Here is a 23,818-nt window from a genome sequence, read left to right on the forward strand (position 1 = left end):
AAAACAAAGCAAAATAACAAATGAATCTATACCTGATAACATTCCAGTCCGCCTTGAACAGAATTGAATCTGTATATGATTGCCATAAAGATTTATTTGTGGAAATCGAGAAGTTTTTCACGCTTCATCTGGTACCTTATACAGAGGCTGCAAGTATTCCGGCAGATGCCTACCGTATGGCTTTCATCGCTTCGGGCGGAGTAGAAAAGATAGTCACACAGCACTTCGAGCTACTTCCCTATCCTATCCATCTGCTGACCGACGGACAGCAAAATTCACTGGCCGCTTCCTTGGAAATCGCCACATGGATACGCAACAAAGGGATGAAAGTACATATCATCCACGGCACCATCCCCAACATGGTGAAGCAACTGATAGACCACCACAAGGCTTTTGCCGCCCAGCGAGAAGTGAGAGGGAAACGAATCGGAGTGGTGGGATATTCTTCCCCATGGCTGGTGGCCAGCAATGTAGATTATCTGCTTGCCAAGCGCCGCTGGGGAGTGGAATTCATTGATATCCCCATGGAGGAGGTGTACTGCCTGTTTTATCAGATAAAGGATGATGATATAGGATATGAGGCGTCCGTATTCGCCAACCGTGCCATTGCCTGCCGGGAAGGGACTCCGGAAGACCTGCTGAAAGCCATGCGGCTTTACCGGGCGGTGAAAATTATCTGTGAGAAGAAAAAGCTGGATGCAGTGACCCTCTCCTGCTTCTCACTGATTGAGAAATTAGGAACTACCGGATGCCTGGCGCTTGCCTTGCTGAACGACGATGGCATTCCGGCCGGATGTGAAGGAGACTTGCAATCCATTTTCACCCTGCTCATCGCCAAAACCCTGACCGGACAGGCAGGATTTATGGCCAACCCGGCATTCATCAATGACGACCTGAACGAAATAGTGGTAGCCCATTGTACGATTGCCACCCAAATGGTGGACCGGTTTATCATCCGGAATCATTTTGAGACGGAAAGCGGGATAGCCATACAGGGTATTCTGCATCCGGGAGGCATCACGATGATAAAATGCGCCGGAGAATGCCTGGACGAGTATTTCGTATCCACCGGCCAGCTGATAGAGAACACCAACTATATCAATGCCTGCCGCACGCAGGTGAGAATCAAACTGGACAAACCCGTAGACTACTTTATGCGTAATCCTTTGGGCAACCATCACATTATATTAATGGGAGATCATGAGAAGGTGATTCATGAGTTCATGCAATTGAACAGCTGCAAACTAGTAGAATAAAAAATGAGACTGACAGAGCCGGCATCAGCAGAGGGAAGGTAAAAGAATAGATATCAAACCTCACAGCCGAAAGTCCGAGTCCCTTGTTTCCTATCAGAAAGCATGAAGAATTTAAGTAAAATTGAAGACGAAGATTAAATAAATTGTATCTTTGTATCCAATTTAATATTCAATAAAACAATAAACTTTTATGATGCATACTTGGTTTGAATGTAAGATACGTTACGAAAAAGTCATGGAAAACGGCATGAACAAGAAAGTAACGGAACCCTATTTGGTTGACGCGCTGAGCTTTACTGAGGCAGAAGCACGTATTATTGAAGAAATCACTCCGTATATCAGCGGTGAGTTCACGGTTTCGGACATCAAACGCGCCAACTACAGCGAGCTGTTCCCCTCTGAAGAAGATGCGGCCGACCGCTGGTTTAAGTGCAAGCTGTTCTTCATCACGCTGGACGAAAAAAGCGGAGCAGAGAAAAAGACCTCCACTACCGTACTGGTACAAGCTTCCGACCTTCGCGACGCTGTCAAGAAACTGGACGAAGGAATGAAAGGCACAATGGCAGACTACGTGATTGCATCCGTAGCCGAAACCGCCATCATGGATGTTTATCCATACGAAGCCGAGCCGGATGTAAAACCTGAATTTCCGGATGCCGGAAAAACCGAATAAAGTCTGATTAAGAAATAGAAAGTATAACAATAATGAGCATTCAAGCAAACTTAAAAGAAGTTCTTTCCGAACTGCCTGCGGGTGTCCGTCTGGTGGCCGTGTCCAAATTCCATCCCAACGAGGCATTGGAAGAGGCGTATGCCGCCGGTCAGCGTATTTTCGGTGAGAGCCACGTGCAGGAAATGACTCAGAAATATGAAACGCTGCCCAAAGACATTGAATGGCATTTCATCGGCCACCTGCAAACGAACAAAGTCAAATACATGGCTCCCTATGTAGCTATGATACATGCCATTGACTCGTATAAATTATTGGCCGAAGTCAATAAACAAGCCGCCAAAGTCCATCGCGTCATCCCTTGTTTATTGCAGATACATATCGCCCAAGAGGAAACAAAATTCGGTTTCTCCTTTGACGAGTGCAGAGAAATGCTGAATGCAGGCAGATGGAAGGAGCTGAAAAACGTCCGTCTGTCAGGAGTGATGGGCATGGCGACCAATGTGGATGACGACGAACAAATCAAAAGAGAATTTTGTTCCTTAAATACATTCTTCAAAGAAATCAGGCAGAGCTATTTTGCTGATTCAGCATACTTCAAGGAAATTTCCATGGGGATGTCACACGATTATCCGCTGGCGGTGGAAGCTGGAAGTACGCTGGTCAGAGTAGGAAGCAGGATCTTTGGAGAACGAAACTATTAAAACTACTATTTATATGACTCAATTAAAAACCACCTTTGCCGGGTTGTCACTGCGCAATCCTATTATCATCAGCAGTTCCAGCCTTACAAACAGCGCTGAGAAGAACAAGAAACTGGAACTGGCAGGCGCCGGAGCCATTGTCTTGAAATCTGTTTTCGAAGAACAGATCATGATGGAAGCACATCACATGGCTACATACGGTTCTCCCGAAGGAGATGACTACTTGAGCACATACGTACGCTCTCATGCTCTGAACGAATATATTTCATTGATTGAACAGACTAAAAAACTTTGCACCATTCCTGTCATTGCCAGCATCAACTGCTTCAGTAACTCAGAATGGACGGACTTTGCCCGTACCGTGGAAGCAGCAGGCGCCGACGCACTGGAAATCAACATTCTTTCCCTGCAGACCGAAAAAGAATATCAATGCGGTTCTTTCGAACAACGCCACATTGATATCGTAAGCAGCATCAAAAAACAGGTTTCCATCCCCGTCATTGTGAAACTGGGCAGCAACCTGACCAACCCCATCGCATTAATCAACCAGCTTTATGCCAACGGAGCCAATGCAGTGGTATTGTTCAACCGCTTCTATCAGCCGGATATCAACATTGACACCATGACCTATTCTGCAGGCGATGTGTTCAGCACTCCTGCCGATTTGTCCAACGGATTGCGCTGGACGGCTATCGCTTCGGCACAAGTGCCCCAGATAGATTACGCTATCTCGGGTGGTGTGCACGATGGAAAAGCGATTGTCAAAGCAATTCTGGCAGGCGCTTCGGCCGTAGAACTGTGCAGCGTCATCTACCAAAAAGGCAATGAGGCCATTGCAGATATGACAAATGAACTGACTCAATGGATGGACCGTCAGGGACACAAAAACATCAGCGAGTTCAAGAGCTCGATGAACGCACTGTCCACCGGAGCCAGCAATCCGTTCGAACGTACACAGTTCATGAAATATTTCAGCAGTAAAGAGTAGGATGAAGTGGAGCGGTTAGTGATTAGTGGTTAGTGATTAATGTCCATGCGGCATCACAGCGCAACTCACTAATCACTAACCATTAACCACTAATCACTATTTTTTCCTCCAGTTTAATTTGTATGCTCCAAAGAAAGTCTTATATTTGCACATTTGATTAATGTTTGTGCAAATATAAACAAAAAGAGTTATACAATGGAGCAGAGTTTTATTGCCTTCCTGGAAGACAGCATAAAGAAAAACTGGGATTTGGATGCCCTGACAGATTATAAAGGTGCCACATTACAATATAAAGATGTAGCCCGCAAAATAGAAAAGCTACACATCATTTTTGAGTTAAGCGGCATCAAGCAAGGAGACAAGATAGCAGTCTGTGGCCGCAACAGTTCCCATTGGGGGGTTACTTTCCTGGCTGCCGTCACCTACGGAGCGATCATTGTCCCCATTCTTCACGAATTCAAATCGGACAACATTCATAATATAGTCAATCATTCCGAAGCACGCCTGCTGATGGTAGGCGATATGGTATGGGAGAATCTGAATGAAAACGCCATGCCACTGCTAGAAGGAGTCATCTTGATGAATGACTACACGTTGTTAGTGTCCCGCAGTTCCAAGTTGGACTATGCACGCGATCACCTGAACGAGCTGTTCGGAAAGAAATATCCGCGCAATTTCCGCCGGGAACACGTCAGCTACCGCCGGGACACACCGGAAGAACTGGCCGTGATCAATTACACCTCCGGCACCACCAGTTATTCCAAAGGAGTGATGATTCCTTACCGCGCATTATGGTCGAATACCCAGTTCGCTTTCGATGTCTTGAAAATGAATCCGGGTGACAAGCTGGTTTCCATGCTCCCTATGGCACACATGTACGGACTGGCTTTCGAGTTCCTTTATGAATTCTGCGTGGGATGTCATATTTATTTCCTGACCCGTACTCCCAGTCCGAAAATCATCTTCCAGGCCTTTTCCGAGGTGAAACCCAATCTGGTAGTGGCCGTTCCATTGATTATTGAGAAAATCATCAAGAAGAACGTACTGCCCAAACTGGAGACTCCGGCTATGAAGATTTTGCTGAAAGTCCCTATCATCAATGATAAAATCAAGGCCACAGTCCGTGAACAGATGATTAATGCTTTCGGAGGCAATTTCTATGAAATTATTGTCGGAGGCGCTGCCTTCAATCAAGAAATAGAACAGTTCCTGAAGAGCATAGATTTTCCTTATACCGTGGGATATGGCATGACCGAATGTGCCCCGATTATCTGTTATGAGGATTGGAAATATTTCAAGATGGGTTCTTGCGGAAAGGCGGCTCCCCGTATGGAAGTCAGGGTATTGAGTCCCGACCCCGAAAATATAGTAGGTGAAATCGTGTGCAAAGGGCCTAATGTGATGCTGGGCTATTACAAGAATCCCGAAGCTACCGCCGAAGTGATAGACAAGGACGGATGGTTGCATACCGGCGACCTGGGTGTTATAGACGCGGAAGGCAACGTTACCATAAAGGGGCGCAGCAAAAATATGCTGTTAGGCCCGTCGGGACAGAACATTTATCCGGAAGAGATTGAAGATAAACTGAATAACATGCCGTTCGTCTCGGAAAGTATTATCATACAGCAGGCAGACAGCAGACTGGCAGCCTTGGTTTATCCCGATTTCGACGATGCCTTTGCTCATGGAATGGATAACGATGCGATAGCACAGGCTATGGAAGAGAACCGCATCAACCTGAATACAGAACTTCCTGCATATTCACAGATAGCCCGTGTGAAAATCTATCCGGAAGAGTTCGAGAAAACACCTAAAAAGAGCATCAAGCGTTTCTTGTATCAAGAAGTAAAATAACGCTTGACAGAAAAAGAACCTGCCTGCAACATATATAATGTATAAGCCTGAAGATTATAGATGTTGCAGGCTATACATTATATAGGTTACAGATTATACCTCCGTATATATAGGCAGTTGGATCACGATACATGCAAGGGAGACAATACAAAACATATAAACTTGCCATTCTTCACACACCAAGTGCAATTTTACTCTTTCCCCCCAATCAATTCTCCTCATAATTCCCCCTTATATCTACATTTTTATTACATTTGTACCCAAGAAACTAAAAATGTATGAAAATGAATGTGCGTATAGCAGCAATGCTTCTCTTAGGATATTGTGCAGGTATGTCAACTCCTGCTTTTGCCCAGAAAAAGGACAAGCTTAAAAAGGGACCCAACATCTCCTTGAACATTTCCGCGAAGAAAGACAGTGTCAAAACCACTTATCTGAATATCGGTCTGCTTACAAATATCTATCAACTGAAAGGAATCGGCATCAACGCCGTGTCCAGCGTTGTGCAAAAAGACATGACAGGCTTCCAGATCTCCGGCCTGGCCAGCATTACCGGACGTCACGCCTCCGGTTTCCAACTGGAAGGGATTGCCAATGTGGCCGGGAGCAACGCCAATGGAATCATGCTCAGCGGGCTGATGAATGTGGCCGGAGGAAAAGCCAACGGCATACAATTTTCCGGATTAGGCAACATTGCCGGAAAAATATCGAGAGGGGTTACCATCGGCGGTCTGATGAATCTGGCCGGCAGCGAAGCCCAAGGGGTTCAGATAGCCGGCTTGGCCAACATTGCCGGAAAATCACAAAACGGTATCGCCGTCGGCGGACTGATGAACGTATCTGCCGAGAAACTGAACGGAGCGCAAGTATCCACCCTGCTCAATATCAGTGGCGGAGAAGCCAAAGGTGCCCAAGTTTCAGCCATTGGCAATGTAGGTGTAAACGTGAATGGTATGCAGTTCTCCGCCATCAGCAACATCGCTGCCGGAGAAATCAGAGGCTTGCAGCTGTGTGGCGCGGTAAATATCGCCGTCAAGACGGAAAACGCCCTGCAATTCTCAGGACTGACCAATGTGTGTCAAGGCAAGCTGCGCGGTGTGCAGTTCGCTCCCGGCAACTACGCCGGAGAAGTAAGCGGCGCGCAAATCGGTCTGCTCAACCTGTGTGGCGGAAATGTAAAAGGGATACAAATAGGAATCATCAACCATAGCAAGGATACTACCGCCCATAAACTAGGTTTGGTGAATATCACCCCTAAGACCCGTATCCAGATGATGCTGTATGCAGGCAACACCAGCAAACTGAATGCCGCCGTGCGTTTTAAAAACCGCTGGAGTTATACCATGCTGGGTATCGGTACACACTATCTGGATTTGAATGACAAGTTTTCGGGCTGTGTGTTCTATCGTGCCGGTCTTTACTATCCCATCGCCCCCAAACTGGAACTAAGCGGTGACTTAGGCTATTTCCACGTAGAAAATTTCGAGAATGAAGATGCGGAAACGCCGGAACGTATGTATTCATTACAGGCCCGCATCAATCTGGAATATAAATTCAAATCCAAGATCAGTTTCTTTGCATCGGGTGGTTACGGCATGACACGCTATTATGATAAAAATAAGTTCTACGAGAAGAAACCTATTTTCGAAGCAGGTGTTATCTTATTTTAAACAGCCGTCACACGAGTATAAACTAATTCATACAGTATGAAACTACAGCATATCGCATTAGTCTGCCTGCTGGCATTAAGTGCCGAAAGTGCCACAGCTCAAATACTGCATCGTCCCGATTCCATTTATACATTCACAGATCCCCGCCTGCAAAAAAAGCATCCTTGGCGTGCCGCCGCCGAGACTTTCGGCATGAATGTCGGAGTATGGGCATTCGACCGTTATGTAATGAACGAAGACTTTGCCAAAATCAGCATCGGCAGCATACGGCGCAATATCAAGCATGGTTTTGTATGGGATAACGACCAGTTCTCCACCAATCTGTTCGCCCACCCCTATCACGGGAATCTTTATTTCAATGCAGCACGCAGCAACGGACTGACTTTTTGGGAATCGGCCCCATACGCCTTTGCAGGAAGCCTGATGTGGGAAATAGCCGCAGAAGTGGAGCCTCCTGCCATCAATGACCTGATGGCTACCACCTTGGGCGGTATCGCCCTGGGAGAAGTAACGCACCGTATGTCTTCCCTGGTGCTGGACGATTCCAAGCATGGCTTCTCACGTTTCACCCGCGAGTTTCTGGGAACCCTGATCTGCCCCATGCGGGGATTGAACCGGATGATAACCGGCGAGATGTGGAAAGTAAAGCGTTCGCATTACAAATACCACGACTACGACCGCATTCCGGTATACTTTTCCATAGGCGCCGGCGACCGTTACCTGGCCGATGACAATCACCTGTTTCGTGGAGAGCACAATCCCTACCTCGAATTCCGGATACAATACGGAGACGCTTTCGATAAAGTGAACGACGGCCCATACGATTACTTCACCGCACGGGCCACTTTCGGCCTTTCCGGAAACCAACCTCTCATCAGTCAGATCAACCTGATGGGGAAGTTATGGGGAGTTCCCTTGAAAACCACTACCGGCATGGAAATGATGTTCGGTATCTTCCAGCACTTCAACTATTTTGATTCCGAGGAAGTGATTGACGGATCGGGGCGTATCCCTTACAAGATTTCGGAAGCTGCCAGTGTGGGACCGGGTATGATTTACAAATTCCCCCAAATGAACAGTCTGGTAAATTTGGAACAACGTGTATTCCTGAGTGCCATTCTGCTGGGTGGAAGCCTTACCGACTATTACAACGTAATAGACCGCAATTACAACATGGGAAGCGGATACAGCATCAAGAACAATACTATTCTGGACTTCGGCCGTTACGGCATGTTCGCACTGAATATGCATCTTTACCAGATTTTTACCTGGAAAGGATACGAGCATAAGGATTTGGAAACGGTAAACCCGCTTTATCTGAATGCACAAGGAGACAAAGGAAATGTAATGCTCGCTGTGGTAAATCCTATAATCGAACTGAATCTAAGTTCACACTTCAAAGCAAATATGGAAGTGTCCTATTACTACCGCCACACACATTATTCCTACCATGAGGACATAAAATACAAGACCTTCGAGACCCGGCTAGGATTGATTTATCAATTCTAAAGCAATGAAGAGCGGACACGGCTCAAGGTTTCGGGAGTCATCTGTAATAATGAAGCGATGTACACAAGAGGTGCACGCTTCAATATTTCGGGATGAAGTTGCAACAGCTTGTCATAGCGTTTATGAGCCGGTTCAAAACGAAGCGTGTCCGCCTTTATCTGAGACTCTATCAAAGAATGCTCGATAAAGCCGCGATAAAGCCGCTCTATATCACGATATTGATCTATCAGCTTCTCAACTTCCACACGGGGCAGTTCCCACACCACAGAGGTTTCCAATGTCTCTACCATCAGGCGGGTGGGTTCCTGTTTAAAATAACTCTCTATGCAAATTATCATTCCGTTCTCATAACCGATATGTTCTGTCAGATCTTTATCATACTTATAATAAAATTGTCTGAGCATCCCTTTCTCTATAAACAACATCGCTTTACAAACCTCACCGGCCTGCAAAACAATCTCCCCTTTACGATATTTTTTACAAACTAAGATTTCGGCTAATGCGTGAACACTTTCTCTACTGAGAGGATGGTTAACTTCTGCTATCCTTCTAGCTATGTCTATACTAGTTGTCATGTGCTCCCAATTTTTGTATTTTTTGCAAAAATACAAAAAAAGGCCGAATAAAACGGTATAAATAACAAAATTAAGCCGATAATGTTCTGAATAATAGTTTTTTTTATATACTTTTGAAACGTAATAGTAATATAACGACCTTTATGAAACTACTAGCCTCTTTAACAATCCTGGGTTTAGTCATGACACAAAGTGTCACAGCCCAAACAAATTACACGAAGGATCCGGAAAGCTGTACTAGCATTATGGTAGGAAAGAAAGCAACTACCGACGGATCAGTTATAACCAGTCACACATGCGACAGCTGGTACCGAACTTGGGTAAACATGGTTCCGGCAGAAAGCTATGAAAGGGACACAGTCATGAATATTTACGATGGCCGTATGCATACCGAATTTGCAGCCGACCAGACCAATGTAAAAATCAAAGGACAAATACCACAAGTACGAAAAACATACGCTTTCATGGATACATCCTACCCTTGTATCAACGAAAAGCAACTGGGCATAGGTGAAACGACCGTAAGCGGACGCAGGGATCTGGAAAACCCCAAAGGCATGTTTATGATTGAAGAATTGCAGCGCGTGGCATTACAACGTTGTACAACAGCCCGTGAGGCTATCCGCCTGATGGGAGATCTCGTAAAACAATATGGTTATGGCGACAGCGGCGAGTGCCTGACCATCGCCGACCCCAATGAAGTATGGCATTTCGAAGTTTTTGGAGAAGGAAAAGATAAAATTGGCGGAGTATGGGCGGCAGTCCGTATTCCGGATGATCATGTAGGTGTATCTGCCAATATCTCACGCATCAGTACGCTCAATTTGAAAGATCCCGATCATTATATGGCTTCCGAAAATGTATTTGACGTGGCCAAAAAGTTAGGGTATTGGGACGGGAAAGAGCCTTTTAAATTCTGGAAAGCCTATAGCGGAAAGAATTATTCCGGTCAACTGAAATCCTTCAGCACCCGCGAGCACTTTATTCTGAATGCACTGGCACCTTCCTTGAAGCTTGATTATGAGGCAGAAGAACTGCCTATCAGTGTAAAACCCGACAAGCAAGTATCCGTAACAGATGTTATGGCATTGCTCCGGGAGACATACGAAGGAACGCCGCTGGATATGACACAGAATCTGAAAGTTACGGTAAAAGATAGGAAAACCGGAAAAGTAGACACCATTATCAGCCCGAAAGCCAATCCGTGGATGCGTGGCGATGAACTGAATATGCTGAACGGAATTAAAAAGGGAGTTGTGAAATCAGTACGCAATATCGCCGTTCCGCAATGCGCTTATTCTACAGTCATCCAGTTACGTGGCTGGCTTCCCGACGCTGTAGGTGGTGTGGTATGGTTCTCTATGGACAATCCCGGACAAAGCCCGCGCGTTCCGGTATTCTGTGGCATTACTGATTTCCCTGCTATGTATAAAATCTGCGGTAACCACCGCTACCGCGATGATGCCGCCTTATGGCACTACCGCCGCGCCAACAAACTGGCTGCTGTAAGATGGGGAGCGACCCGCAAAGTAATGGAAAAGAATATCCGTCATTTCGAAGAAAAAGGGCAACGTGAACTTCCATTTGTGGAAACACAATACCAAAGCATCCTTCAATCCAAAGGAGAAGAAGCCGCCCGTACTTATCTCACAGACTATACGACAGACTTTATCGGTGCCACCATTCTTCGTTGGGACGAAATGGCAAACCAATATTGGATTGAATCACGCTTCGGCTTTTAATTGTCAACCTTATCATATTAAAAACAAACTTATGAAAACAAAAGTATTCACACTAGCCGCATTGCTATGCTGCGCATCAGCCATGTATGCACAAGAAAGCGGTTACAAATTCACAACTGTCGCATCACAGAAAGCAACTCCTGTCAAAAATCAGGCTTCTACCGGAACTTGCTGGTGCTTCGCCACCACTTCGTTCATGGAATCCGAACTGCTCCGTATGGGCAAGGGGGAATATGACCTTTCTGAAATGTTCATTGTACGCCAAAAGTACTTGAACCAACTGGAAGACAACTATTATCGGGGAGGCAATGGGAATTTAGGACAAGGAAGCCTTTCACACACGTGGAAGAATGCCTTCAACCAAGTGGGCATCGTACCCGAGGAAGTATATCACGGAATCAATTATAACTCGGAGAAACATAGTCATGGCGAAATGGTGAAATACATCAACGCCTTAGGAAGTACGGCGGTAAAGATGAAACGTCGCAGCCCGGAATACTACAAGCTGATCAACAACCTTTTCGACACTTACCTGGGAGAACTGCCTGAAAAGTTCACTTATAAAGGAAAAGAATACACTCCGAAATCTTTTGCTGAAAGTTTGGGGTTGAACATGGACGATTATATCGAACTGACTAGTTTCACCCACAAACCATATTACCAGAAATTCTCTCCGGAAGTACCCGACAATTGGGAAAATGAGCAAATGTACAATCTTCCGCTGGACGAAATGATGGAAGTCGCTGACTATGCTTTGACCCACGGATATACCGTATGTTGGGACGGTGACGTCAGTGAAAGAGGCTTTTCATTCAAAAATGGTGTAGCCATCAATCCGGTGGTGAAGAAAGCGGAAGATCTTTCGGGTTCCGACCGTGCACGTTTTGAAAAGATGGACCCTAAAGAACAAAGAGAGATGCTGGCGGAAGCCTACAAGTTTGAAAAGCCGTGCCCCGAAGTGAATGTCACTCCGGAAGTCCGTCAGGAAGGTTATGAAGCATTTGTTACTACCGATGACCACTTGATGCATCTTACCGGCATCACCAAAGACCAGAACGGAACCAAATATTATATCACCAAGAACTCTTGGGGTACAGAACGTAATACATTCGGCGGCTATCTGAATATGTCCGAAAGCTATGTGCGTGCCAAGACTATTTTCCTCATGGTGCATAAAGATGCCATTCCGGCTGCTATCAAACAAAAATTAGGAATCAAATAAAAAAGAAAAGAGCAGGCGTCCGTTTTTCTAAAATAGACGCCCGTTTTTTTGAAAACAGATGTCCGGACCGGAATCCCAATACATACTGGCATTTTCAAATGGACATTTGTCTTTTTAGTAAAAGATCTATGATTATGATGACAAAAAAAAACTTATTTGCATTAGTCTTATGCTTGTTCAGTCTCGGAACCACAACCCATGCGCAACGCATCCCCACACTGGAGGAGGCTGTATACGGAGGACTGATCAAGACAGAAGGCGGAAGCAACGTGAGCTGGATGAAAGATGGCGAACGTTATTCCAAAATAGAGAAAAATGCCGAGGGGGCATACGAAGTCACTGCCTACAAAGCAAAGGACAATTCCAAAGAAGTGCTGATCCCTGCCCGGCTGCTTTTGAATCCACAGACAGGAAAACCGATCCCTGTCCGCAATTTCATATTCAGCGAGGATAACTCCAAAGTATTGATCTACACCAATACCCGTCGCGTATGGCGTTATGATACCCGCGGTGATTACTGGGTGCTAAGTTTGAAAGACGGCAAACTGCAACAATTGGGCAAAAACTTGCCGGAAGCAACCTTGATGTTCGCCAAGTTCTCGCCGGATGCCAGCCGGGTGGCATACGTTTCCAAAAACAACATTTATGTAGAGAATCTGGCCGACGGTAAAATCAACCAGATAACTCAGGACGGGAATAATGAAATTGTAAACGGAACATTCGACTGGGTGTACGAAGAGGAATTCAATTGCCGCGATGGTTTCCGCTGGAGTCCCGACGGGCAATACATAGCCTATTGGCAAAGCGACACCCAAGGTACGGGATGGTTTGATATCATCAATAATGTAGATTCCATTTATCCCAAAATCCAACGTTTTCCCTACCCTAAAGCCGGAACTGCGAACTCCGCTGTAAAAGTAGGCTACGTATCCGCCGACGGTGGAAACACCACCTGGCTGAATCTGCCCGGTGACGCACGTAACCACTACATTCCCCGCATGGAATTCATTCCGGGCTGTAACGAACTGTTCATCCAGCAAATGAACCGTGCCCAAAACACCAATAAAGTATGGATTGCAAAAATAGGTGAAAATAACCCCGTCAACATCTTTACTGATCAAGACGCCGCATGGTTGGAAACCAATGACAATGTGCGTTGGCTGAAAGGGAACAAGTATTTCACCTGGGAAAGCGAACGTGACGGATGGCGCCATCTGTATCGTGTAAGCCGTGATGGCAAGGAAATCAAGCCCATCACCCAAGGAGCCTTTGATTATATTCAGGAAGTGGGTGCGGATATGGATAAAGGTCTGGTGTACTTTATCGCCTCTCCCGACAATTTCACCCAGCGTTATCTCTACCAAGCACGCCTTTTCGGCAATGGAGAAGTGAAGCGGCTCAGCCCGGTTGATCAAAGCGGACAACATCGTTATATCATGTCACCATCCGGCAAATGGGCAGTCCATACGTTCAGCAACTCGGAAACTCCCCCTGTGATCGACATGGTGTCTTTCCCCGGCCATAAAAGCGTACGTCTGATTACAGACAATGCGAAAGCCAAAGAGCAATACAAAGCCTTGGGACTGCAACCGAAAGAATTTGTAAAGACCCGTTCGGGAGAACTGGAACTGGATGCATGGATGGTCAAACCCGTCAACTTTGACCCTGACAAAAAATATCCAGTCATTATTGATGTATATGGAGAACCAGCCAACGCCACCGTGCAGGATGTATGGAGTGGAGGAAGCTTATGGCACCAGTACATGGCAAACCAAGGATACATCATTGTCAGCATCGAGAACCGTGGAGCCAATGCCCCCCGCGGACGCGAGTGGCGCAAATGCATTTATGGAGAAGTCGGAACCTTTGCCAGTGAAGATCAGGCAAGAGGCATCCAGGACCTGGCACGTCAATACTCTTTCATTGACGCCACACGTATCGGCATCACCGGCTGGAGTGGCGGAGGCAGCCAGACGCTGAACAGTATGTTCCGCTATCCCGATGTTTTCCACACAGGCATTGCCATTGCTTTTGTGGCAGACCAGCGTCTGTATGACACGATATATCAAGAACGTTACATGAACACTCCTCAAAATAATCCGGAGGGTTACCGCAAAGGGTCTCCCATCTCGTATGCAGCAGGACTGAAAGGCAATTTGCTGTTAATTCACGGTACAGGAGATGATAATGTCCATTACCAGAATTGTGAAATGCTGGTCAATGAACTGGTACGGCACGGCAAGATTTTCTCACAGATTTCTTACCCCATGCGTTCTCACGGAATTTATGAAGGCGAGGGAACCAGTTTGCATCTGAGAAAGACGATGGCTGATTACTGGTTGAAAAACCTGCCTGCCGGAGGAAAATAAAAGTCAAAAGTTCCGGATATAAAATGATTCCGGATCGTTTTATAGTTATGAAACATGTTAAGACACTACTGATATGATTGTGCAGCCTGCCACTCTGAACACTAGTAAAGTAAAATCTTTCATAAAGTTCAGAAGGGCAGGCTGACAAACCAACTTCGTTTTAACAAGTTTTACACTAGACCCAAACATATAAACTAGATGAGGAAAATACAACTATTCTTATTACCACTATCTTTATTATTCATGACTCGGCACATCCATGCCCAACTCCCTGCCCAAACAGAATATGCTGTTGAGACAGGAGGAACATCGGGCAAAGGAGCCTATGCACCGATGTGGCTTACCGCCAACAGGCAAGGGCTGTCTTCTGTCAATACCGAATATGGCTATTTACGGGCGGGAATTGCACACACGATGTCATTAAACCGGCATTTCTGTTTCAGTGCGGGAGTGGATTTGGCAACCGCCTACAATTTCACCTCTTCATTCATCATCCAACAAGCCTATGCAGACCTCAGTTACCACTGGTTGAATCTGAGTATCGGCAGCAAAGAACGCTTGCCCGAACTAAAGAATCCCAAGTTAAGCAGTGGAGGTATGGTAGAGTCAAATAATGCCCGTCCCATTCCCCAAGTGCGTCTGGAAGTGCCCGAGTACGTAGCCATACCGGGTACTCATAAATGGATTTATCTGAAAGGGCATATAGCCTACGGGCGTTTTACTGATGACAAATGGCAGGAACATTTCACTTCCATAGGAAACAAATATGCCATTGATGTACTTTATCACAGTAAATCACTCTTTGCCAAAGTGGGAAACCGAGATCATTTTCCGGTAGAGTTTGAAGGAGGAATACAGATGGCCACCCAGTTTGGCGGTGATCAATATATTGCCGGGCAAAAAGATCCTGTAATCAATATGCCTACCCGGTTCGTTGACTTCATGCGCGTGTTGATTCCTATGGCCGGAGATGATACTACGCCTGAAGGCGAACAAGTAAACATCTACGGCAACCATGTCGGCAGCTGGAACTTTGCCGCAACAGCCTACCTGAACCAATGGAAGTTAAAAGTCTATTACGAACATTATTTCGATGACCACTCTCAAATGTTTTTCCAATACGGACGTTGGAAGGACGGACACATCGGAGTGGAAATAACTTTTCCCAAAAACCGCCTCATCAATACTTTTGTATACGAAGGATTAGGAACAAAAGACCAGACCGGACCTATGCTGTATGATTCATTCTGGGGCGAATTTGAAGAACAAATCAGCGCCAAGGATAATTACTACAACCATTACCTTTATCAAGGATGGCAACATTGGGGAATGGGAATAGGCACCCCCCTGCTTCCCGGGCCTGTTTACAACAAGAACGGACAAATTACTTTTATCAGTAATCGTGTACTGGCGCATCATATAGGATTCAGCGGTTCCCCCTGCCATTCGCTGGGGTATCGTGTACTGCTCTCCTACTCCCGCCACTGGGGCACTTATGACAATCCTCTGAATGAGATAAAAAAACAATTCAATTCTTTGTTTGAAGTAACTTATGCTCCACAACGGCTGAAAGGATGGAACTTCACTGTATCCGGAGCTATGGACCGTGGCAGTATGCTTGGAAACAACTATGGCGGAATGCTGGTTATCCGCAAGCAAGGAATTATCAAATCAAGCTATAAATAAAAGTTTTAACCGTCAATCCCCAATCAACACATGAGACAAATCATATTATTCATACTCCTTGTAGTGGAAATCAGCAGTTGCGACAAGGCTCCCATCAATGACAAACTAGATGGCAGATGGCAATTGATGACTATAGAATATACAGATGGGAAAGTCGAGGAATGTAACCGCATTTATTATAGTATCCAATTACATTTAGTGGAAATCAGTGCCAAAGGTGGAAATGGAGGTACTCACATCGGACGTTTCTCTTATAAAGAAGATGAGATAACCATGAGTGAATTCCGTCACCGTGGAGATGAAGAAAAACTAACGACACTGAATGAATTGAAGCCCTTCGGACTCAACCAAGCCATTAATCATCTTCAAGTGGAAAAAGCAACAGGAAAGAAACTTATTCTGAAATCGGATTATGCACGTCTCACATTCAGAAAGTTCTAATGTTCATCAATAAAACGCAGCCGGCTACATTGGTTTATGAAGCCGGCTGCATGAAACAAGTCTTTTATCTCTGAATAATCTGTAATGATACAAACTTATTTTCTAGGCTTTATATCCAGTTTTACCGGCTTCAACATATTTTCCGGACTTAGAATCGTATCCAATTCTTCCTTGTTCAAGACCCCATGTTCCAAAACCAGCTCATAGACACTTCTGCCCGTTTCCAAAGCTTCTTTTGCAATCTTTGTAGAATTCTTATAACCGATTATCGGATTCAATGCAGTGACTACACCAATGCTGTTATGCACCTCAATCTTGCAACGTTCCGCATTGGCTGTAATACCTTCCACACAACGTGTACGCAGGGTTTCAAAACCATTGATCATCAAATCTACAGATTCAAAACAACACTGTGCCATCACCGGCTCCATAGCGTTCAGTTCCATTTGTGCAGCCTCGCCGGCCATAGTCACACATAGTTCATTACCCATTACCTTATAACAAATCTGGTTCATCACCTCAGGAATCACTGGATTCACTTTGCCCGGCATAATGGAAGAACCCGGTTGCATGGCCGGAAGGTTAAATTCCCCTAAACCACAGCGCGGTCCGCTGGCCAGCAAACGCAAGTCATTACAAATCTTATTTACTTTAACAGCTACCCTTTTCAAAGCTGAGGCATAACCCACCAGGCAAGATGTGTCCGAAGTAGCTCCCACCAAGTCTGCCGACAAGTTGAATTCAAAGCCTGTAATTTCACACAATGCCGCCACGCATTTCTCCGCATAGCCCGGCTCCGCGCAAATACCGGTACCGATGGCCGTAGCCCCCATATTTACTGTCAAGAAGTCCGCCGCCGCCTCATTCAAGTGGCGGATTTCATCTCTCAATATGCTGGCAAAACCATTGAATGTCTGACCTAAGGTCATAGGTACGGCATCTTCCAACTGGGTACGTCCCATCTTGATGATATGCGCAAACTCTTCTCCTTTCTTATGGAACGCACCAATCAGCGATTCCAGATAAGGCAGAAAACGAAGATGGGAATAATACATACCGATATGGATTGCAGTGGGATAAGCGTCATTGGTTGATTGCGAGCAGTTCACATGGTCATTAGGAGAGCAATATTGATACTCGCCACGTTTATGCCCCATAATTTCCAAAGCACGGTTAGCGATGACTTCATTGGCATTCATATTGGTAGAAGTGCCGGCACCTCCTTGAATCATATCTACAGGGAACTGTTCGTGATGCTCACCATTCAAGATTTCCTGGCACGCCAACACAATGGCGTCTTTTTGTTCTTTAGTCAGCAGACCTAACTCATAGTTGGCCATTGCAGCTGCCATTTTTGTGATGGCAAGGCCGTTGATAAACAACGGATATTCATTGAGATGGAATTTGCTGATTGGGAAATTTTCTATGCCTCTAAGAGTCTGCACACCATACAAAGCACTGGCCGGAATCTCACGGGCACCAATTAAATCACTTTCTACTCGGGTTTCTTCTGTAAGTTTTGTTTCCATAATAAGTTTATTTATCGGTTTATCATTTTTTATTTTATACAGCAAAGGTATAAACTAACATTTTGATATCAAAATATATTCTAATATAATTTTCAAATATTATTTCATACTTATTTTTGCAATAAAACCATCAACAAACTTACATTATGAAAGTTCGGTCAGTTAACAAAGTCTTATATTCTTTGGAGTTCATTCGAAAAACAGGCATAAAAAAAGGCGTCCATCCAGAACGCCTTTATTCTATTTTTTAACTTAAGATCCCTATTTTACCTTTATTCTATCAAACCCTTCACCAAACACACCTATGACGGCACTTTGTGATACAAATGCATTCGGATCGATATCTTTTATCAAACGGAATATGGTAGTAGATTCACGTTTTTTTGCCAGCACGAACATCATTTTCACACCCGCACCGGTATAACAACCCACTCCGTCAATAAACGTCACTCCTCTATGCAGGTCTTTATTTATGCGATGGCCTATTTCCTCATGTTTCTTCGAAATGATAAAGAACTGCACTGACTGACGGGCACTGTTTACCACTTGATCCAATACAAAACTGGATATAAACAAGACAACATATCCATATACCACCTTTTCCCAATCATGCAACACAAAATAACTGGAAGAAATAATAACCAAGTCACACATCAATATAACCCGGCCTAAAGTAATATCACGATACTTATTGACTATAGCGGCTATAATATCCGTACCTCCTGTACTGCCATTGGCAGAAAAAGCGACACCAATACCGCCTCCACAGAAAAAGGCCCCCAAGACACAAGCCATGAAAGGCTGGTCATGTATTAAAGACTCCCCTCCCGTCAAATCCTGTATGACAGGCAGAATAGAACTCAGCACAAATACGGCATAAATGGTTTTCACACTAAACTTCCATCCCAGAATAATCAAAGAAAGTATTAACAATGCTCCATTAATTCCCAAATAGGTATATTGAACCGGCAAGCCAGTAGCCCAATAAACAATAGAAGCAATACCCGGTACCGCACCCGAAGGGAGGTCATTGGGCAACAAAAAGACGGTCCATCCGATAGCATACATCAGCATGCCAAGAGCTATTAGCATATAGTCTCTTAATTCTCTGATAATCCGTTGTCTACGCGTCGTAATAAAGACTGAATCCATGTGAGTTTTCCTTTATAAAATCATATTGTCCGCAAAAGTACAAAAAGATTAAGTCACTTAGCCTTAAAAGGTGACATTTTTTCAAGCAAAAACCATGGAAAAAGCTTAATTAACTAATATCCAAGGCGTAAAGAGCAATAAATTAGTAACAGGTCACAAAACCACTGGATTCCAATGAATGCAAATCAGCCTTTTAAAGCCCCACAAGGCTTTACTGAGCCTGCCGCATTTAAAATTTCACGTTGCTTTTGGTCGCTTCAACAGCCTCTCATCCAATCGTCAGCTGAAAAATACCCATTTCAAGGTATTGTAAAGAGTGGCGCATATAACGAACTTTGCAAATAAAAACAAAAACGATATTCTGACGTATGCAAACGGCAAAAGACAGCCTGCGGCAACACGGACAGCCTGTCGGGTAAAAACAAAAAAAGGTAGTGCGGCATAAAGAACGATCCGAAAAGGATCTTGAATCTTTTACAGGCAGTATCTCCAATTCTCTACGAGGACTGGAAAAGACTCATGGATATATAAGGATTACAGTATGACAGAACAATTGAATCATCATAGCAACCCGATGAAAACAAACGGATACATCCGCACTTCTTCCTGTCTGGAATGCAAGCCCTGCGGAAACGACTGTACGATTGTGAATAATCGGATCTCTTTTATAACAGACTCCGAGAAAAAGCGTTTCAGCCACCTTCTGCTCGACTCCGCCCCCAAAGCCTGCATGGGCAGATGCGGCAAGTCTTGCCAGGCGGCATTACATTTAGTGCAAGAAGTGAAACACCGTACCATTCCGGCAGAACAACTAAAAATAATCAATATATGAGTATCACCAACATTATCAGTAACGATGAAGTTACACTTGTACAAGGAGTCAACGGAGTTTTTCTCTGCGAAGAATCGTGGACTACGCAAAGCCGGAAATCCGCCTTACACAAAGAAGATCTGAACACACCCGATATCGAAAGCCTGCAATCAGACTTACCGGAGTTAACTTAACCACAGGCAGATGCCCCCGTATTCAACAACCATTCATTCTATCGAATAAATAAAAAAGATATGCATACATCTCATTCCTGTCACTGTCATGAGCAAGATGCTCATAGAAAACAGAGTCATGAACATCATCATGTACCTCCCAAAGGTGAAAAACTACTCATCGTTACGCTGCTGAACGCTTTGATTACGGCAGTGGAAATAGTGGGCGGGCTTCTTTCGAACAGTCTTTCACTGCTCTCTGATGCCGTACACAATCTTGGTGACACTTTGGCCATAGCCTTTGCCTACATTGCCCGGCGCATAGGCAACAAACAGGCGGACATGCGCCACACCTTCGGTTACAAGCGTACGGAAATTCTGGCTGCTTTTGTCAATGCCTCCATGCTGATGGCTATCTGCCTCTTTCTACTGAAAGAAGCTTACGAACGTAGCCTGCATCCCGAACAGATACAGGGCAAAATGATGCTCATCGTAGCTGTCGTAGGGCTGGTGGCCAATCTTATCTCTGTGCTGGTTTTGCAAAAAGAAAAGGAGCACAACATGAACACCCGTGCCGCCTACCTGCACCTGCTGGGCGACACACTCTCGTCCGTGGCCGTGATAGCCGGCGGAATTGCCATCTGGCTGTACGATCTTGTTTGGCTGGACCCGCTTATTACGGCACTGGTCAGCCTGTACATCCTGTATCATACGTGGGGCGTATTACACGAAGCGGTTAGCATCCTGATGCAAACCGCTCCTGAAGGGGTGGACATCCCGATGATTATCCAAAAGATAGAAGTTCTTGAAGGCGTGCACGATGTACATCACCTGCACCTGTGGCAACTCAACGAAGAACAAATTCATTTCGAAGCGCACATCAAAGTGAAAGAGGGAATCAGCATAGAGCAGCTGGACGAGATGCGAAAACAAATACAAGAAATACTTTCCGCATACGGCATATACCACAGCACCCTTCAGATAGGGCACGATTGCTGCGAGGGGCATATCCCATTGATTGTCAATGAAAACAGGGACTGATATAGACATATCCTATTAGAAAGAGAAAACTAACAACCATATAAATAACAATGAAACAGAAAATACTATTCTCTCTATGGGCACTGACGCTCATGATCCTCAGCGTATCTGCCCAAACAGAGAAAGAGCGGATTACAGGCATAGTTATCGACTACACAAGCGAAGAGCCACTACCCGGAGCAACCATCTTTATCGAGGAACTGAAAAAGGGTGATGTGGCGGACAAACACGGTGAATTCTCTTTTTCAGAGGTTCCTTTCGGCACTTATACATTCACCGTGAAGTTTATGGGCTATCAAAAAGCTACCCAAAAAGTAACCGTGAGCAATGAGCGTGCAAAGAAAACCATTATCCGCCTGAAGGCCGAAGCCCAATTGCTGGATGAAGTAGTGGTGATGGGCAAAAGTGAAGCCCGCAAAATCCGAGAACAAGCCATGCCCGTATCGGTCATCAGCATGAAACAGCTGCAAGGGACAGTGAGCGATATACAAGGTATATTGGCAAAGACCGTAGGGGTTGCCATTCGTTCTACCGGAGGGGTGGGCAGCACTTCCCGATTGTCTGTACGTGGCCTGGAGGGTAAACGCATTGGCTTCTTTATTGATGAAACGCCTCTGAATGACCAATCCGATTTTATCGACCTTAATGACATACCGATTGATATGATTGATCGGATTGAGATATACAAAGGCGTGGTTCCTGCCAAGTTTGGAGGATCATCAATGGGGGGCGCGGTCAACATCGTCATAAGAGAATATCCAGATCGTTATGCCGATTTAAGCTATACCCGTGAGTCGTTTAACGTAAACAAGGCACAAACGGTATTCAAAAGGAACTTGAAAGATGCCGGATTGATAGTTGGCATAGGAGGAGGATATACTTATGCAGACAATGATTACACGATGGAATCTCCTTACGTTAAAGGATTAAAAATCAAACGTGACCACGATAATTTCAGGAAAATACTCGTAGGAGGAAGCCTTAAAGCCAAGAAGTGGTGGTTTGATGAAGTGGAGTTTGAACCCGCTTTTATCGATACCTACAAGGAAATACAAGGCATAGAAACCGATATCAGAAAAGCCCATACGAGATCGCGCCTTTATATGCTGGCCAATAAACTGGAGAAAGAAAATTTCCTGTTAGAGGGCTTGGACTTAGAGATGAATACAGCGATTGGCTATACGCAATACGGGCTGACAGACACCGCTAAAGTATGGTACGACTGGAATGGGGTTTCCTATCCTACCCCCTCGCTCCACGGTGGCGAGCTAGGTACACGATACGCATCCGAATCGGATAATAAGAAAACGACGCTGATGAATAAGCTGAATCTGGAATTCCTGATAGATAAGCATCATTCCGTTAGTTTTCATTCGGTTTTTACCTTGGCCAACGGGCATCCCTCGGACCCGGTCAAGGAAAAAAGTTTAGGAAAGAAAACGGATTTTGACTCGCGTATGCATAGCTGGACAGTAGGTCTGACCTACGATTACCGCACGGCAAACGACAAGTTTCTCAACTCGTTCACGTCAAGATATTATTGGTATTCGATGAATACATCCTATCAAAACATCTATGTGAACATCCCTGTAGAGGATATCCATCTGAACAAGAACAGCATAGGCTTCAGCAACGCCATGCGCTACCGCTTCACGCCCTTCTTTATGGCAAAGCTGTCGGGTGGATATGACGTACGCATTCCATCGGAGAATGAATTGTTAGGCGATGGTTACACCATCAGCCCGTCGGAGAGACTGTTGCCCGAGCGCAACCTGAGCGTGAATGCCGGTCTGCTCTACGATCTAAGCGGAATCCATCCGAGCAATCTGCAAATAGAACTGAGTGGATACTACATGTATTTGCAGGATATGATTCGTTTCACAAAAGGAATTTTCGGCGCTCAATACCAGAATTTCGGAGAAATGCGAACCCTTGGTGTGGAGTTTGAAGTGAAGGCTGACGTCTTTCCTTTTTTATATGCTTATGGCAATGTCACTTACCAAGATTTACGCGATGTAAGGAAACAGGAGGAAGGAAGCAATTTGCCCAATGCGACAAAGGGGAAACGGATGCCCAATATTCCTTATTTCATGGCAAATGCAGGCCTGGAGTTTCATAAAGAAAATCTTTTCGGCGGTAAAGGGCAGAACACACGGCTATTTGTCGATATGGCTTTTGTGGAAGAGTACCTCTACGACTTTGAGATGACCGAGAATGCCAAACGGCGTATTCCCCGAAGCACAACGATGGATCTCGGTTTTGAACACAGCATCATGAATCAACGTCTGTTCCTCTCGGGCAAAATAAAAAACCTGACCAATGCCACTGTATTGTCCGAATTCAACCGTCCCCTGCCGGGCAGAAGTCTCGGCGTGAAATTGCGCTATATTTTCAAATAAATAGAAACCAACCAGTAATCATTAAAA

At 45.1% G+C, this 23,818-nt stretch carries 19 protein-coding genes; 16 read left to right on the top strand and 3 right to left on the bottom strand.

Annotated features, from left to right (window positions below):
• Window positions 1-20: 20 nt before the first annotated feature.
• The 7 genes from ACYQ0C_RS11740 to ACYQ0C_RS11770 all read left to right on the top strand — a co-directional run bounded on the left by ACYQ0C_RS11740 (window position 21) and on the right by ACYQ0C_RS11770 (window position 8,651).
• A complete protein-coding gene (locus ACYQ0C_RS11740) occupies window positions 21-1,256 on the top strand; it encodes a hypothetical protein (RefSeq protein WP_016277839.1) in 1,236 nt (411 codons plus the stop codon).
• A gap of 190 nt (window positions 1,257-1,446) precedes the next feature.
• Window positions 1,447-1,929: a DUF4494 domain-containing protein gene (locus tag ACYQ0C_RS11745; RefSeq protein WP_005841540.1), complete on the top strand. Its 483-nt coding sequence runs from the start codon at window positions 1,447-1,449 to the stop codon at window positions 1,927-1,929.
• A gap of 32 nt (window positions 1,930-1,961) precedes the next feature.
• Window positions 1,962-2,630 carry a YggS family pyridoxal phosphate-dependent enzyme gene (locus ACYQ0C_RS11750; RefSeq protein ID WP_016277840.1) on the top strand — a complete coding sequence of 223 codons (669 nt, stop codon included), beginning with the start codon at window positions 1,962-1,964 and terminating at the stop codon, window positions 2,628-2,630.
• A gap of 13 nt (window positions 2,631-2,643) precedes the next feature.
• Window positions 2,644-3,618 carry a dihydroorotate dehydrogenase-like protein gene (locus tag ACYQ0C_RS11755; protein WP_016277841.1) on the top strand — a complete coding sequence of 325 codons (975 nt, stop codon included), beginning with the start codon at window positions 2,644-2,646 and terminating at the stop codon, window positions 3,616-3,618.
• A gap of 195 nt (window positions 3,619-3,813) precedes the next feature.
• Window positions 3,814-5,472: an AMP-binding protein gene (locus ACYQ0C_RS11760; RefSeq protein ID WP_016277842.1), complete on the top strand. Its 1,659-nt coding sequence runs from the start codon at window positions 3,814-3,816 to the stop codon at window positions 5,470-5,472.
• A gap of 284 nt (window positions 5,473-5,756) precedes the next feature.
• Window positions 5,757-7,142 (top strand): hypothetical protein, encoded by a 1,386-nt coding sequence (locus ACYQ0C_RS11765; protein ID WP_025076945.1) that lies wholly within the window; start codon window positions 5,757-5,759, stop codon window positions 7,140-7,142.
• A gap of 36 nt (window positions 7,143-7,178) precedes the next feature.
• The gene (locus ACYQ0C_RS11770; RefSeq protein WP_016277844.1) at window positions 7,179-8,651 is read left to right on the top strand and encodes a DUF3943 domain-containing protein; all 1,473 of its coding nucleotides are present in this window, start codon (window positions 7,179-7,181) and stop codon (window positions 8,649-8,651) included.
• Here ACYQ0C_RS11770 and ACYQ0C_RS11775 read toward each other — a convergent pair.
• Window positions 8,648-9,226, bottom strand: a complete 579-nt coding sequence (locus ACYQ0C_RS11775) for a Crp/Fnr family transcriptional regulator (RefSeq protein ID WP_016277845.1) — start codon at window positions 9,224-9,226, stop codon at window positions 8,648-8,650. The genes ACYQ0C_RS11770 and ACYQ0C_RS11775 overlap by 4 nt on opposite strands.
• A gap of 143 nt (window positions 9,227-9,369) precedes the next feature.
• Between ACYQ0C_RS11775 and ACYQ0C_RS11780 the strand changes: the two genes are divergently transcribed.
• The 5 genes from ACYQ0C_RS11780 to ACYQ0C_RS11800 all read left to right on the top strand — a co-directional run bounded on the left by ACYQ0C_RS11780 (window position 9,370) and on the right by ACYQ0C_RS11800 (window position 16,686).
• Window positions 9,370-10,968, top strand: coding sequence for a dipeptidase (locus ACYQ0C_RS11780; protein WP_016277846.1), 1,599 nt, complete (start codon window positions 9,370-9,372; stop codon window positions 10,966-10,968).
• Between the two features lie 31 nt (window positions 10,969-10,999).
• On the top strand, window positions 11,000-12,190 hold the full coding sequence (locus ACYQ0C_RS11785; RefSeq protein WP_016277847.1) for a C1 family peptidase: 1,191 nt from the start codon (window positions 11,000-11,002) through the stop codon (window positions 12,188-12,190).
• A gap of 137 nt (window positions 12,191-12,327) precedes the next feature.
• Entirely contained in the window at window positions 12,328-14,559 is a 2,232-nt protein-coding gene (locus tag ACYQ0C_RS11790) for a S9 family peptidase (RefSeq protein WP_025076946.1), read from the top strand.
• 198 nt (window positions 14,560-14,757) lie between these two features.
• Window positions 14,758-16,245 carry a capsule assembly Wzi family protein gene (locus tag ACYQ0C_RS11795; RefSeq protein ID WP_016277849.1) on the top strand — a complete coding sequence of 496 codons (1,488 nt, stop codon included), beginning with the start codon at window positions 14,758-14,760 and terminating at the stop codon, window positions 16,243-16,245.
• A 30-nt stretch (window positions 16,246-16,275) separates the two neighbouring features.
• Window positions 16,276-16,686 (top strand): lipocalin-like domain-containing protein, encoded by a 411-nt coding sequence (locus ACYQ0C_RS11800; protein ID WP_016277850.1) that lies wholly within the window; start codon window positions 16,276-16,278, stop codon window positions 16,684-16,686.
• A 95-nt stretch (window positions 16,687-16,781) separates the two neighbouring features.
• Here ACYQ0C_RS11800 and ACYQ0C_RS11805 read toward each other — a convergent pair whose 3' ends face one another.
• Entirely contained in the window at window positions 16,782-18,215 is a 1,434-nt protein-coding gene (locus tag ACYQ0C_RS11805; protein ID WP_016277851.1) for an aspartate ammonia-lyase, read from the bottom strand.
• A 261-nt stretch (window positions 18,216-18,476) separates the two neighbouring features.
• Window positions 18,477-19,367 carry a YitT family protein gene (locus ACYQ0C_RS11810; protein ID WP_016277852.1) on the bottom strand — a complete coding sequence of 297 codons (891 nt, stop codon included), beginning with the start codon at window positions 19,365-19,367 and terminating at the stop codon, window positions 18,477-18,479.
• Between the two features lie 541 nt (window positions 19,368-19,908).
• On the opposite strand from ACYQ0C_RS11810, the gene ACYQ0C_RS11815 reads away from it, so the two are divergent.
• Genes ACYQ0C_RS11815 through ACYQ0C_RS11830 form a run of 4 tightly spaced genes read left to right on the top strand, consistent with a single transcriptional unit; the run spans window position 19,909 to window position 23,791 of the window.
• Window positions 19,909-20,199: a hypothetical protein gene (locus tag ACYQ0C_RS11815; RefSeq protein ID WP_016277853.1), complete on the top strand. Its 291-nt coding sequence runs from the start codon at window positions 19,909-19,911 to the stop codon at window positions 20,197-20,199.
• The gene (locus ACYQ0C_RS11820; RefSeq protein WP_016277854.1) at window positions 20,196-20,372 is read left to right on the top strand and encodes a hypothetical protein; all 177 of its coding nucleotides are present in this window, start codon (window positions 20,196-20,198) and stop codon (window positions 20,370-20,372) included. The genes ACYQ0C_RS11815 and ACYQ0C_RS11820 overlap by 4 nt, the downstream gene beginning before the upstream one ends.
• A gap of 60 nt (window positions 20,373-20,432) precedes the next feature.
• A complete protein-coding gene (locus tag ACYQ0C_RS11825) occupies window positions 20,433-21,392 on the top strand; it encodes a cation diffusion facilitator family transporter (protein ID WP_016277855.1) in 960 nt (319 codons plus the stop codon).
• A 50-nt stretch (window positions 21,393-21,442) separates the two neighbouring features.
• Window positions 21,443-23,791, top strand: coding sequence for a TonB-dependent receptor (locus ACYQ0C_RS11830; protein ID WP_016277856.1), 2,349 nt, complete (start codon window positions 21,443-21,445; stop codon window positions 23,789-23,791).
• Window positions 23,792-23,818 lie beyond the last annotated feature (27 nt).

It is taken from the genome of Phocaeicola sartorii JCM 17136 = DSM 21941, from assembly GCF_054653615.1.